The sequence below is a fragment of the Cereibacter changlensis JA139 genome, assembly GCF_003034985.1.
Taxonomy (GTDB): domain Bacteria; phylum Pseudomonadota; class Alphaproteobacteria; order Rhodobacterales; family Rhodobacteraceae; genus Cereibacter; species Cereibacter changlensis.
Genome location: NZ_PZKG01000112.1, coordinates 1 through 13,102, shown reverse-complemented (window position 1 = coordinate 13,102; position 13,102 = coordinate 1). Strand labels below are relative to the sequence as shown.

The 13,102-nt window shown below is 59.8% G+C and carries 7 protein-coding genes and 6 pseudogenes; 8 read left to right on the top strand and 5 right to left on the bottom strand.

Annotated elements, in window-relative coordinates; translation table 11 throughout:
- Positions 1-578 precede the first annotated feature (578 nt).
- A complete protein-coding gene (locus tag C5F48_RS17985) occupies positions 579-971 on the top strand; it encodes a hypothetical protein (RefSeq protein ID WP_107665227.1) in 393 nt (130 codons plus the stop codon).
- A gap of 130 nt (positions 972-1,101) precedes the next feature.
- Here the strand turns inward: C5F48_RS17985 and C5F48_RS17980 are convergent, their stop codons facing one another.
- Positions 1,102-1,746: a LysE family translocator gene (locus tag C5F48_RS17980; protein ID WP_107665226.1), complete on the bottom strand. Its 645-nt coding sequence runs from the start codon at positions 1,744-1,746 to the stop codon at positions 1,102-1,104.
- Positions 1,747-2,595: 849 nt separating this feature from the next.
- Between C5F48_RS17980 and C5F48_RS17970 the strand changes: the two are divergent.
- Positions 2,596-3,942 (top strand): annotated as a pseudogene (locus C5F48_RS17970) (IS5 family transposase).
- Positions 3,943-3,968: 26 nt separating this feature from the next.
- Here C5F48_RS17970 and C5F48_RS17965 read toward each other — a convergent pair.
- A pseudogene (locus tag C5F48_RS17965) lies at positions 3,969-4,322 on the bottom strand (IS110 family transposase); the annotation flags it as partial.
- Between the two features lie 291 nt (positions 4,323-4,613).
- Here C5F48_RS17965 and C5F48_RS17960 point away from each other — a divergent pair.
- Genes C5F48_RS17960 through C5F48_RS17950 form a run of 3 tightly spaced genes read left to right on the top strand, consistent with a single transcriptional unit; the run spans position 4,614 to position 10,119 of the window.
- Positions 4,614-5,819: an AAA family ATPase gene (locus C5F48_RS17960; RefSeq protein WP_107665224.1), complete on the top strand. Its 1,206-nt coding sequence runs from the start codon at positions 4,614-4,616 to the stop codon at positions 5,817-5,819.
- The gene (locus C5F48_RS17955) at positions 5,812-8,313 is read left to right on the top strand and encodes a S8 family peptidase (protein WP_107665223.1); all 2,502 of its coding nucleotides are present in this window, start codon (positions 5,812-5,814) and stop codon (positions 8,311-8,313) included. Before C5F48_RS17960 ends, C5F48_RS17955 begins: the two co-directional genes overlap by 8 nt.
- A gap of 27 nt (positions 8,314-8,340) precedes the next feature.
- Positions 8,341-10,119 (top strand): DEAD/DEAH box helicase, encoded by a 1,779-nt coding sequence (locus C5F48_RS17950; protein WP_107665222.1) that lies wholly within the window; start codon positions 8,341-8,343, stop codon positions 10,117-10,119.
- 237 nt (positions 10,120-10,356) lie between these two features.
- Here C5F48_RS17950 and C5F48_RS17945 read toward each other — a convergent pair.
- Positions 10,357-10,740 (bottom strand): annotated as a pseudogene (locus C5F48_RS17945) (transposase); the annotation flags it as partial.
- 4 nt (positions 10,741-10,744) lie between these two features.
- Between C5F48_RS17945 and C5F48_RS17940 the strand changes: the two are divergent.
- Positions 10,745-11,305: pseudogene (locus tag C5F48_RS17940) on the top strand (IS110 family RNA-guided transposase); the annotation flags it as partial.
- 267 nt (positions 11,306-11,572) lie between these two features.
- Here the strand turns inward: C5F48_RS17940 and C5F48_RS17935 are convergent.
- Positions 11,573-11,776, bottom strand: a pseudogene (locus C5F48_RS17935) (IS5/IS1182 family transposase); the annotation flags it as partial.
- Positions 11,777-11,802: 26 nt separating this feature from the next.
- On the opposite strand from C5F48_RS17935, the pseudogene C5F48_RS26470 reads away from it, so the two are divergent.
- Positions 11,803-12,194 (top strand): annotated as a pseudogene (locus C5F48_RS26470) (hypothetical protein); the annotation flags it as partial.
- 147 nt (positions 12,195-12,341) lie between these two features.
- The gene (locus C5F48_RS24850; RefSeq protein WP_146170634.1) at positions 12,342-12,701 is read left to right on the top strand and encodes a hypothetical protein; all 360 of its coding nucleotides are present in this window, start codon (positions 12,342-12,344) and stop codon (positions 12,699-12,701) included.
- An 8-nt stretch (positions 12,702-12,709) separates the two neighbouring features.
- On the opposite strand, the gene C5F48_RS17925 is transcribed toward C5F48_RS24850, so the two are convergent.
- Positions 12,710-13,102, bottom strand: a 393-nt coding sequence (locus C5F48_RS17925) for a cell wall hydrolase (protein WP_146170633.1), incomplete at its 5' end; no start/stop codon positions are given.

Genomic DNA, 13,102 nt, shown 5'->3' with positions numbered 1-13,102 from the left:
GCCGCAGGGGGCGATAGTCCTAACTTCACATCATGTTTCCCGCGCCAGCGAGGCACGCTTCATGTAAATCCAGACCCGGCGGTGACAACAAGCATGGCCATGCTAGCCCACGAGAATCCGCTTGGTCCCGAGGCTTCGAAAATGGCACCGCCAAGAATGGCTATATTCTATGCTGTGACGGTCAGCGCCTAGGTGTGAGATCTCATGAGGTTGTTCACACCAAGAGCTGCGAAGCGAACCAGCTGCGGAACCGCGGGTGGGCAGGCGTTATAGAACAAGATGAAGTCCTTGCACGGCCCAGAAGAAAGCCTGTAATAGGTGGGTTATTGTTCTGCGCATATGCAGAACGCAAGGTGAGGCGAACTGGAACAAGATTCGTCTTTAAGTTCTTCTAACTTTAATGTCAGGTAATTAGTATGTCGTCTTCGGGGGAATCATCGTGGCAGCTGGACCTCTTTGAAGCTGCCCCATCCATAGCGTTCGCTCTCATCTTACAGAGTTCTGGCGACCTCGAGTTGGCCGGATGGGTGGGGGCTGCGTTTGCTGCAGGAGTTCTTGTTGGTTTCTGGGTTCGCAGAATGCCGCCCAGTCCGATATTTGTTGGCATAAACCTGCATCTGGCAATCATCACTCCGTTGATCGTCGGTCTGAACCGCCTTCAGATGACCCAGATCGCAAATCGCATCGAGGCCAACTCCTACACTGCGGTTCTGTTGACAATCTTTATCACAGGTTGCGCGCTCACGCTCTTTTCGCGAGGCGGCTTTATCGGCTCGCAAGCACTGCCACGGCAATCAATCGTCACCTGGTCCGTCGTGATGTTAGTGGCGAGTTTGGCGTCGATCATCTGGGCGCTGTTCGCCGGTCAGAGCGGGTTCTTGGCGGTCGGACTCCCGATTGTTGGTCTATTCGCCCTCCGACGTGCGATTCTCAAACATGCTGAAGGTGGCGTGGCTCAGGGCAAACGGTGAGGAATCAGACCCGCCGCGCCACAAGGCTCAGGTGGTCACACAATGGATGCTCATGGAGCCATCATGCTCGTCTCTGGGGCGCATCGGAGCTGTTTCACCATGCCGGCCCCTTGTGCTTTTCCTTGCCAATCTATGGCTTCGTCATGACGTCCTGCGGTCGATCCATGAGCATAAGGCGCAAACCTACAGCCACGAGCAGGCACCCGGCCAACCGCTCCAGCCAGCCATGCAGCTGCGGCGACCGTCGCAAGCGCTCCCCGATAGACCCCGCAAAAAATGCAATGCCGCTCTCGATCAACAGAGCGACGACCCGCATGACGATGCCCAGAAAGATGAACTGGACCATCACCGATCCGTTCTCAGGACGGACGAACTGCGGCAGAAAGGCCAGAAGGAAGACGTGGCTCTTGGGGTTTACGAGGCTGGCGATGAACCCTTCCCGGATCGCGGCCCCGGCGGACGCATAGTTCGCCGAAAGCACTGGCCCGCACCCGGCGTGGCGGATCATCGCGACGCCACGCCACACCAGATAGGCGCCGCCAGCGTAGCGGAGAATGTCGAAAAGCACCGGGTTCCGCGCCACGACGCTGGCGAGGCCAAAGGCGAGCAAAGGCACCTGCACGAAGCCTGCCAGGAAGAAGCCCAGAGATGTGAACAGGGCCGCCGCTCGACCTTGCGAGATCCCACGCCCCATGATCAGGAAGAGATCCGGACCGGGGGTGATCGTCAAGACAATCACCGCGGATATGAACAGGCAAAGGGTCACCACATCCATGAAACCAACACCGTAACAAGCAGGGATCACCAATTCTGGCAGAAGCGCCGAGTGAGGGCAACGAGCACATCCACTCCGCAGGACGCCATCCGTGTTCGCTCAGAGCGCCTTTGCCCCGCCAGTCATGGCTCTGGTGCGGCCTCATGCGACTTCCGGAAGGCTTCCAGCTGGTCGAGCGCATCCTCGGCGAGCAGGACCCTGCCGCGGGGGTATCTTTCCGTATCGAGGAGCTCCTCGGAAACGAAGTGGTTCCCCTTGAGCCAGGCCAGGCGAGGCCGGACCGGTCGCCTGAGGCGATCTGCTCGATCCCTTCGGATCCCGACATGGCCTGAGCATCTTGAGGACGAACTCGGCCTCCGTCTTCGCGTGGATGTTCTCCTGACTGCAGAAGTCCGACCCGGTGATGTGGGACACGCTCGACCATGAGCGGAACTCACGGTTCGTGGGCGGCAACAGGCTTCTGATGCGCGTCGCTTCCGCGGCGATCTCCATCAGGGAGCGCGCCAGCGGCCTGCTCCGGAACGATCCGCCCAGCTATCGTGGATCGGCGCCAGCCTCCGGGGCATCGTGTTCGCCCGCATAGCCCAGCTCGCGCTTCCCGATGCAGGCACCCGGACAGACCGGGAAATGACTCCAGCCGCTCCACCAGATATGACTTGAACTGGTCAGCCAGACGCTCGCTGCGGTCACGCGGTCCGTAGACCGGACCTTCCAGACCAGCCTCCAGATAGTTCTCCCTGAACAACGGCCATGCTGTTGCTTTTTCGTTGAAACAGTCCTGTTTTTCTCGCCATAACCTGCAGGGTTTCGTATGATTTCGACCGATACCCTGCAATTTCGGTCCCGCCCATGAAGCACCGCCCGCGCACTGAGGAACAGGATGATCTGCTGCGTCCGCGCCTTGTTGACATGATCGACCAGCGGCACGAGTTGGTGAAGCTGGCGGCGTTGATCGACTGGGAGGTGTTCGACCGGGAATGGTCGGGGTTCTTCCCGTCGGGCAAGGGGCGGCCCGTGACGGAGCCGCGGCTGGTGGCGGGTCTGCTTTATCTCCAGCATGCCTACAGGCTGTCGGACGAGGCGGTGGTCGCCCGCTGGGTCGAGAACCCCTACTACCAGCACTTCACCGGCGAGACCTTCTTCCAGCACCGTCCGCCCATCGACCCATCTTCGTTGACCCGCTGGCGGGGGCGGATCGGCGAAGAGGGTGTGGAGTGGCTGCTGACCCAGACCATCCGGGCCGGACAGAAGTCCGGGGTGATCGACGAGGACAGCGTCAGGCGTGTGGCGGTGGATACGACCGTGATGGAAAAGGCGATCGCCCATCCGACGGACTCCCGGCTTTATGAGCGGGCGCGCGATCAGCTGGTCGCCCTGGCGCAAGAGGCCGGGGTGGAACTGCGGCAGTCCTACGCGCGTCTCGCCCCTCGGCTGGCGCTGCAGGTTGGCCGCTACGCCCATGCAAAGCAGTTCAAACGCATGCGCAAGGCATTGAAAAGGCTGAAGGGCTACACCGGTCGGGTCATGCGGGATCTCCGCCGCCACCTGCAGGACATCCCCGAAGGCAACCTGCGGGATCGCATCATCGGGAAGCTCGGCCTCGTGTCGCAACTGTTGCACCAGCCTCCCAAGGGCGCGGACAAGATCTATGCCCTGCATGAGCCCGAAGTCGACTGCATCTCCAAGGGTAAGGCGCGGGTCCGCTACGAGTTCGGCTGCAAGGTCAGCGTCGCCACCACGCTGGACGAGGGCTTCGTCGTCGGCATGCGCAGCTTTCCGGGCAATCCCTATGACGGCCACACTCTGAGGCAAGCACTGGAACAGGTGACGATCCTGACCGACCAGCGCCCCGACCTCGCCGTCGTCGACCGCGGCTACCGCGGCCACGGTGAGAACAGGACCCGCGTCCTGATCAGCGGCGCCCGCCGCGGCCTGACGCCGAAGCTGATCACTGACCTCCGCCGCCGCAGCGCCATCTAGGCAGAGATCGGCCACATGAAAACCGACGGTCGCCTCGCCAGATGTCCCCTGAAGGGCGCCATCGGCGATGCCCTCTTCGCAGTGCTCTGTGGCTGTGGCCACAATATCCGCAAGATTCTCGCCCATCTCCGGGCTTGGCTTGCGCTGATCATAGCCGCAATCCTGGCGGCCCTAACTGCCCAGGACCGGCAGGATCAGGCCAGCATACCGGGATGAACACATTGTTCAGGCTGAACTACCTAGACCGCGGTCAGCTCGCCTGCTCGATGCAGCTTCGCCAGCATGGCCGCGTCGCGCCGGTCGGTCTTCACCCGGTCGCCGGCCTTCACCGGGATGAGCGAGGGCGCGACGACCATGCAGTCATGTCCGAGTTCGGTAAGCTGGCGATGAAGACCATAGCCGCAGGGCCCCGCCTCGTAGCAGAGATGGAGCCGTCGCCCGGCGCAGCCCAGCTTCTCGGCAAGCCTGCGGACGTGATCGGGCCGGTGCGGGATCGTGCCCCAGTGCCTTACCTCGCCGCCGCGCTTTCCTTGCGCAACAGCCACCGAGATCGTCGCCTTGTGGACATCCAGCCCGATGAACATGCTATCTTGCATCTGGTCTCTCCCCCGTTCTTGAGGCTCGGCGCCAGCCCATCTGGCGCAACCCTCGAAGGAGAACGCCGCGGGAGAGACCACCGATCCACTCAGCTCACACCGCGATCATGGGGTCTAAGGCCAGCCCCCGACTAATGCTGGTGCCTGGTTCACAGAAGAAGCCGCAACGGATCACTACAACATCGCACCTAGCGCCGCCAAACCCGCAACAAAACAGCGTTGACCTGCACCTTGCGATGCGCTAAATGCACCATGCAGCATAAGTTATGCATCAGATCACGAGCGGGGCGCATGGAGCACTTTTCAATTATTCAAGCCCTATGCCGGGCGGCCATGAGCGAGCCAACACCGGCATTGCGCAAGCAAGTCGAGCGGTTAAAGGATGCCCTCGCCAAGGATGGCGAGGAAAAACAGGCAGCATCGCTCGCGAGGGTTCTTTCTACGGCTGAGCGACTAAAGGAGATGGCTCCGAGCCGAATCGAGCGCTCCCGAGCGAACCTGTCTGGTGAGACGTTGGGCCGCAACACGCCGGTCCCTGTTGATCGTGAAACGTCCGCCGCCTTGGCAGAGATCATTTTTCCATCTGAAGTTGAGAGAGCGGCTCCGCTCTTTAATTCAACTGTGACGCAGGCGGTCGGGACAATCGTCGATGAGTGGACCGATTTCGAGGCGCTCGCGACCGTCGATATCGTGCCCTCGAAGACGTGTTTAATTTACGGAGCGCCTGGCACGGGGAAGACACGCCTGGCTCTTTGGATGGCGGGCAGACTGGAATTGCCTGTTGTCCTGGTAAAGCTAGATGGCCTTGTATCTTCATTTCTTGGTACGACAGCACGCAATATCGGAAATCTCTTCGCGTTTGCAAATCGATATCGCTGTGTTCTTCTGCTTGATGAGTTCGACGCAATTGCAAAGGTCCGCGACGACCCGCAGGAGGTCGGCGAAATCAAGCGCGTTGTGAATGCTCTTCTCCAAAATCTAGATGTCAGGCAGAATATTGGATTGACGATTGGCATCACCAATCACCAAAAGCTGCTTGATCCAGCGGTCTGGCGCCGTTTCGAGGTTCAGCTTGAGATCCCTAAGCCCGATTTTGAGGTGAGGAAGGCGATCGCCGCCATGTTTATGCCGCCTGTAACTGCTCCCAGCAGCCATTTGCGCCTTATTGCTTGGTTCACCGAAGGTTCGACCGGCGCGGAGATCGAATCGCTGGTGAGAACATACAAGAAGGCCACCACGGTTCGCGAGGATGATCGGCGGGGGTTGCTTGACACTCTTCGCCAATTTGCAACGCTCAACGCGGCCCGAATTCAGAGCGAGCGTCGAACGCTGCTGTTCGACGATCCCGCGACTCTATTCCGGGCTATGCGCGACGACCCCATTCTCGCATTTTCGATGGCCGACATAGGTGAAATCGCTGGCCGGGATAAGTCGACTGTAAGTCGTCAGCTTGGGCGGCAGGCGAGTAAAGTTGATGGGAGAGTAGACAATGGCTAGTCCGATCCAGATCGTTCTCAATCCGAACAACTATGAGGAAGCCCGAGAGGCAGGCGGTGGCGGCGGCCGCAAGGATTTCTTCGCTCACCGTGATCGGGAATTCGAGGCTCACAAAGCAGCTCTGATCGATCAGATCGACGCTATTTCCGGGGTTCTTTCCGCGCAAGCACAGGGACCGATCGGCTACGTCAAGGTAATCCTCAAACGCGATGCCTGGGCGAAAAGCCATCGCCCCGTGGGCGCGCTGTTTCGCAGCGATCGAGTGCCTGTAGTCGGGGGTGGAGATCTCGGCGTGATGATTGTTGAAGGCAGTCCATCGGCTTTGACGGTGGTAAAAGCGGGAATTGCCAAAGCCGAGCCGCAGACCAGAATGCGGTACGACGAAAAAAAGCGGAAAGAGGTGCCGAACCCCTCGGCGCAGAGGAGCGAGACGGGGGCAATAGACCGGATTGAACTTTATGGCGCTTCCGACAAGCGCAACTTTTCGGTCGAAGAGGCTGTTGTATGGCTGAGCAATCCGATGACGGGTAGCGGGTATCAAGTCGAGTTGTTCGATGTTCTGCCACCGCGTGCCGAATGGGATCGCCTCGACCCCGCCCACCGACGTCTGGTCGAGTCTTTCGTTGTTGGCTTCAGCGCCCTTGAACAAAATCTGTCAGTGGAGCGTTTGCCGAACTGGCGGCAGCGCCTCCCGATGCTTTCTGTGCGCTTGGACCAAGCAAACGATGGCGCTGTCCTACGGCTGACAAGCGTGTCGTCAAAGGAACGCCGTGAGCTTGCGCCATTCGATCCGGAGGTTCAACACCACAGCCGCTTGCTGGCATTTCTGGACACGCATCCCTTGGTCCGCCGAATCGAATTGCCCGGCATCGTAGTGCGTTCCGCTCGCCCGGTAACGCCCGGCCGCATTCGGCCATCTCAGGCAGTGATGCCCGTTCGTGATAGCCGCAGGACTCATCCGAGGATGGGCGTCATCGATGGCGGCATAAGTCCGGCGTTGGCAGACTGGGTTATCGATCGATGGGACGTACTTGCCGACGAAGATATGGATCTATCTCATGGCACGTTCATTGGCGGACTTACTGTCGCTGGAGCAGGTATCAATGGTGCGGAAACTTGCCCCGAACCCGACGGAACAGAACTGGTTGACGTGGCCGTCTTCCCCAATGAGCAAAAGGCCGGGGCCTTTGCATCATACTATTCCGGTGGCCTCCCGCAATTCTTCGATGAGATGGATGCGGCTGTCGCGGATGCGCGGGCACGGCACGGTGTGCGTGTCTTCAATATGAGCTTGAACATCCTTCAGCCCGCCGCGCCCGATCGCTACAGCCCACATGCGGTCCGACTTGACCAGATTGCCGAAGAGAACAATGCTGTCGTGTTCATTTCCGCCGGTAACATTCAGCCACAAGATCTGCGCCCGGAGTGGCCGGCCGATGCAGCAACGGCCCTTTCCAACCTCGCACTTGCACGAAATGACGGGCTCTTGACGCCAGCGGAGAGCGCAAGAAATGTTGCCGTTGCTGCACTGAATCCGCCGGGGCATAGCGGCTGCCAGCCTTTCGCCCCAGCCCGTTTCAGCCGTCGGGGGCCTGGGCTTCGCTCAGGCGGGAAACCCGACCTTGCCCACATAGGCGGCGCGGGCACGCAGCACGCGACACTGGGGCATGGTCTTTTCTCTATCCTTCCAGATGGAACAGTAGTCGATGGTTGCGGCACCAGCTATGCCTCGCCGTTGATTGCCAAGACCGCAGCAGTGCTCGACCATGCCATCGAGGGCGAGGTCTCTCGTGAGACCCTCATCGGTTTGCTGGTCCACCACGCGGAGATTCCGGAACCCTTGCGTCCGAAAATGCTGGCGCCGGTGGCACGGCACCTGGTCGGCTTCGGTATGCCGCCGTCTGCTGAACGTATTCTGGAGACGGGCGATCATTCAATCACCTTGGTCTTCGCCTCGCGTATCCAGCACGGTCAGCAGATCAATTTCCGCTTCTCATGGCCGGCGTCCTTGGTCGGACTTGGCGGCAAATGCCGAGGGCGGGCGAAGCTCACACTCGTTTCCACCCCTCCGCTGGATGCCCGGTTCGGCTCCGAGTTCGTCAGGGTCAACGTGAATGCTGTCCTGCAGCAGGAGCAAGACGAGGGTAAATGGAAGGGCCGACTTGACCCGCTTTATCTCCCGTCTTCGCGTGAATCGCCGGCGGTCGAGGCGGAGCTAATCGAACATGACCTGAAGTGGAGCCCGGTGAAGGTCCACGCCAAGACCTTCCCGCAGGGAGTTGGGCCTTCGTCGAACTGGCGACTGTTTGTTGAGTATCTCACCCGCGCTGGAGAGGTGATGCCGGAGGGAGGCGTTCCCTTCACTGCAATTCTGACCATCAGCGACCCAGAGGCAGAAAAACCCGTCTTCAACGATATGCGCCAAAGTCTTCAGGCGATCGGTACACAGATCGCTGACATTCGGACGGCCGCGCGCATCACGCCGCGCGTATAATGAAAAAGAAAAACAAGGGAGGATAAATTGCCTTTTAATCAGCAGGTCGCGATCAACGACAACAATCAGCTTCGTATCCCTCAAAGGGAGGGGTTTACGGCGATCCACGACCATTTTCAGCAAGTCGGTGCGGATAGAGAGGTCGGGATAGTTCTTCCTGTTGGCTGCGGAAAGTCAGGCCTGATCGCGATTTCGCCTTATGCGCTTAGAGGTCAACGCGCACTTGTGGTTGCTCCCGGCACACGGATCAGAACCCAGCTCGGCAACGATCTTCGAGCAAACAGCGAATCTAATTTTTATGACCGCTGCCACATCATTGGCGCATCGGAGCAATATCCCGAGACAACAATAGTAGAAAGCGGTCGTGTAAATGTCGATGACATCCTCCACGCCGACGTAACAGTTGCGAACATTCAACAAATTGCTGGAGAAGAAAATCGTTGGCTTGACGGCTTGCCTGATGATTTCTTCGATATGATCCTTGTGGATGAGGCGCACCACAACACCGCGGCGAGCTGGCAGCAGGTCAAGCGGCGCTTCCCGAATGCTCGTGTTGTTAATTTCAGTGCCACTCCTGCCCGCGCTGACGGCGCGCTCATGGAAGGGCGCATAATCTACAGCTTCCCTGTCCTCAGGGCGATCGAAGCCGGCTATGTGAAACGACTCCGGGCCAAGATGCTACGCCCCACAGAATTGCGTTATATCGACCGTTCAGACGGGCAAGAGCGCATCATAGATGCAGAAGAAGTTCGTCGCCTGGGCGAAACAGACGCCGAATTCCGCCGTGGCATCGTCATGTCGGATGAAACTCTTTCTTCAATTGTTGATCATTCGATTGCCGAGTTGCGTCAGCTGCGGCAGAGCACTGGCGAACAGCGCCTCAAAATCATCGCTTCGGCGGTCAATTACGATCACTGCATCCAAATCACGGAAGCATTCCGCGCTCGGGGGCTTCGTGCAGCCTATGTTCATTCCCGTGAGGGTCAGGCCAATGATCGTGTTTTCCAGCAACTCGAAAATCACGATATCGATGTCATTGTTCAGGCAAGAATGTTGGGTGAAGGCTTCGACCATAAGTATCTCGCGGTGGCGATGGTTGGGAGCATATTCGCGAACCTGAGTCCGTTCGTTCAGTTTATCGGTCGCATCATGCGAGTAGTCGAGCAAAATAGCCCAGGCCACCCCACCAGCCAAGGCGTGGTCGTTTTTCACGTTGGCGCTAATGTTGCTCGTCGATGGAACGATTTTCGGCAATTCAGTGAAGCCGACCAAGGATTTTTTGCTGACCTACTTCCGGAAATCGAAGATGTCGATTTTACCGGCGAAATTGCTGTCCGCGAGCTTGGTGGAGGCGGCGGAATCGCGCCCGTAGAAATTCTGGAGGAGCGTGGGGTTCGCGCGTCCGACATGGACCCGATTGGCGATCCTCAAGCGATAGTTCTTTTGCAGCAGCTCGCAGAATTGGGCGTGACTCCTGACCAAGCTGCGCAAGAAATCCGGCGTTTGCGAACAACTCGCCAAGATCGTCGCGAAGCCAGACGTGCGTCATTGAATGAGCGTGTTCAAAATGAGGTCGGCGGTATCCTCGGCCGTCTTGGAGTGAATGCTGGCGGTCGGACTTTAGATCCACGTCGTCGAGAGAGAAATTATGCTTGGGCAGTTTCGGAACTGCATCGCCGCGTCAATACGCATGTCGCTGGAGCCAACGCGGACCGGCAAAATTTTACACTTGAGCAGCTGGATCAAGGGCACAAAGCCTTGCCTGAGCTGGTTCAAGTATTGGAGGGGGAACTCAGAAATGGCTAGAGCACGATCCTTAATTGTAAGTATGGAGGTTACGCCGGCAGGAAAATCGCATAACTGCCGACATAGCAGCAAGCATCGCATAGCAATGGGTGATCGCCGTCTGACGATAAGTTCCGAGGGCGGCAAGCACCACTACTGCTTGGACTGTGCAAAATTGTTTCTGGAGAAAGATATTGATAGATTGAACGCTTTGCTAGTCGAAGTCAGATCTCAATAAGTTCACCCTGAACAAATCGCTCAAGCCGCTATGACGATCTGATGGCCCTGATCCGGTGCGTTGATGGCCGCCCGGAGGGCGGCGATCATGCAGGCAAGCCAAGGCTTAAGGTGGGCCAGGATCTTTCGGATGTTGTGCCCGCAGGCGCGGAGCACGGCGAAGAGGGCGTCGCCGATGGCGCCTTTCAGGGGGCAGCGTGACAGGCGGCCGTCGGTTTTCATATGACCGATCTCGGCCTCGATGGCGCTGCGGCGGCGGAGATCGGCGTCCAGCTTCGGTGTGAGGCCGCGGCGGGCGCCGCTGATCAGCACGCGGGTCTCTGTTTCGCCGTGGCCGCGGTAGCCGCGATCGACAACGGCCAGATCGGGACGCTGATCGGTCAGGATCGTCACCTGCTCCAGCGCAGGCCACGTGAAGCGCATCGTGGCAGTGTTGGAGGATCTTGGCTGCGACCTGCCCGCCCTTGTCATCGCGGAGTGCCAGGACCTGCTGGCGCAGATTGCGGAGAAGAGTGAGAGGATCGAGACGAAGACCAAGGCCCTGAAGGCGCTCGCAGCGGAGACCGATACCGCGCGGCGGCTGCAGACGATGCCCGGCGTCGGCCCCCTGACAGCGCTGGCGGTCGAGGCCTTCGCCCCTGACATGGCGCAGTTCAAGTCTGGTCGGGATTTCGCGGCTTGGCTGGGGCTGGTGCCACGCCAGCGCTCGAGCGGTGGGAAGGCACGGCTGGGGCGGATCTCCAAGGCCGGCCAGAGCGATATCCGACGACTTTTGATCATCGGAGCGATGAGCCGCACCACGGGCCGCGCGCGCCACCAGGTGCCAGCCGAGAGCTGGCTCGGCCGCAAGCTTGCGACGAAGCCGAAGATGCTGGTTGGGATCGCGCTGGCCAATAAAATGGCCCGGCAGTTCTGGGCGATGCTGACGAAGAACGAGGATTATCGGGATCCGGCGCTGGCGAGGGCATGACCTTCCTGTCGTGACCTGCCAGCTCCGGTGCCAAGGGGGAGTGTGAGAAGCCGATGACCTGAATGGGCGCAACGATCGAACAGATCCGGATCGGGGAAGCTAGGGCAATCCCATGAGTATCAGAGCTCACATCGTAGATTTGGACCCGACCCGCTGATCACCATGCCGGCCCGCGGCTTCTGAAAGCGCCGCACCTGGAGGCCTGAAAGAAAACCGCACTCGATCACCCGCCAACAAGGTCAGAAGCCTCTTGCATCACGGGCGGCAACCAAAGAAGGGATTGCCGGGAAAGCTGCGCATGCCGACCACGAAGCCCTCGTCCAGCGTGGTGGCGACGCTGACCTTGCAGCCGAATTCATAACGCACCCGTGCCTTGCCTTTCGAGATGCAGTCGACCTCGGGTTCGTGCAGGGCGTAGATCTTGCCGCTGCCCTTCGGCTGCTGGTGCAGGAGTTGCGAGACCAGGGCGAGCCTGGCGATGATCCGGTCCCGCAGGCTACAAGAAGTCTCCCGGCACCGGGGCGATGCTGTGCTTCAACGGGCATGCGCTGATGGAGAACCGTAATGGTCTGATTGTGCAGGGTGACCTGACCCAGCCGAACGGCGCGCTGCATTGGACATGATCCACCGCCATTCCCCCGGGTCGACCCGACGTTTGACGCTCGGGGCCGACAAGGGGTTCGACGCGGCCGAGTTCGTCGCCGACCTGCGCCAGGCGTGTGTCACGCCCCACGTCGCGCAGAAGCGCATCAGTTCCGGTCGCGTTCCAGATGGACGGCAGATCTGTCGCAAGCCGCATGAGAACGGCGGGATCGACCTTGGGCTTCGCCTGGATCTGCGGCTCGGTGCGTCGCCGACAGGGATCGCGACAGACATCGCACATGTGTAACGCCGAGATCAACCACGGCCGACTGAGAGTGCTGAATGGCGTCGTTTATTTTCGACGCGATCTGTGCTATGTTCTCCTTTAGTTTCCACTCGCCGCCTCGGTCTCTGATCGGGGCGGCCCTTGGTGCTTTGTATGAAGGGGGTTGCCATGGCGAATGTTCATGACTGGGGTGCTGCGCCACCGCTGGCCGGAGTGACCCGGCCGCACGCTGCTGCTCCCCGGAAGGCGCCTGATGCCGACGAGCGGCTGGAGGCGCAGCGGAAAGTGTTGTCCCGCGTCCTGTTTGGCATCGCTGTGGCTCTCTTCCTGGGGGGATTCTTTGCATCGGCGCTGTGGGCCCTTGCGGGGTTTGGAGCGTTTGCGGCTCTTGTTGCACGAAAAGCGGGGCCTGCGGTGGGCCAAAGTGAATCCATGACTTCTGAAGCTATCGAGACCTCTGCATGCCGTGAGTTCCAACCTGGGACGGCGGAATGGAATTGGCGCATGATGCGGATGTACGGCGACTAGGTATCGGCCTAGTCGCCGTCCTTCACCTGCCCTGTGAACACATGCCCGCCGATCCTCACCGGTAGCGTATCGCGGTTCGCGGTCTCGGTCTGCAACCAGCCGGGGATCATGTTGCGCTGATAGCCCTGATCGACCAGCGCCTTCATGCCGGCCGGCGAGTAGTAGTGCGTCGCTCCATCGGTGAAGTCCGGCACATAGCCGCCCATCACCGCATCGACCACATAGGCGGCCCGGTCATAGGCTTCATCTCCGGGCTGGTATTGCGAGATCAGCCGGTTGCCTGACCCATCCCCGTTCCACGCCGAGAACTGCCGGGGCTGAAGGCTGACCCCTCCCACGGTATCGGGGAACCGCTCGTCATCGGTGCGGTTGCGGATCACCAGCGCGACGGCCGCCTGGCC

Excerpts from the sequence above, each read along its gene's own strand:
- C5F48_RS24850 (WP_146170634.1), top strand. The coding sequence starts at position 12,342 with ATGGCGAATGTTCATGACTGGGGTGCTGCGCCACCGCTGGCCGGAGTG.
- C5F48_RS17960 (WP_107665224.1), top strand. The coding sequence starts at position 4,614 with ATGGAGCACTTTTCAATTATTCAAGCCCTATGCCGGGCGGCCATGAGC.
- C5F48_RS17980 (WP_107665226.1), bottom strand. The coding sequence starts at position 1,746 with ATGGATGTGGTGACCCTTTGCCTGTTCATATCCGCGGTGATTGTCTTG.
- C5F48_RS17985 (WP_107665227.1), top strand. The coding sequence starts at position 579 with ATGCCGCCCAGTCCGATATTTGTTGGCATAAACCTGCATCTGGCAATC.
- C5F48_RS17955 (WP_107665223.1), top strand. The coding sequence starts at position 5,812 with ATGGCTAGTCCGATCCAGATCGTTCTCAATCCGAACAACTATGAGGAA.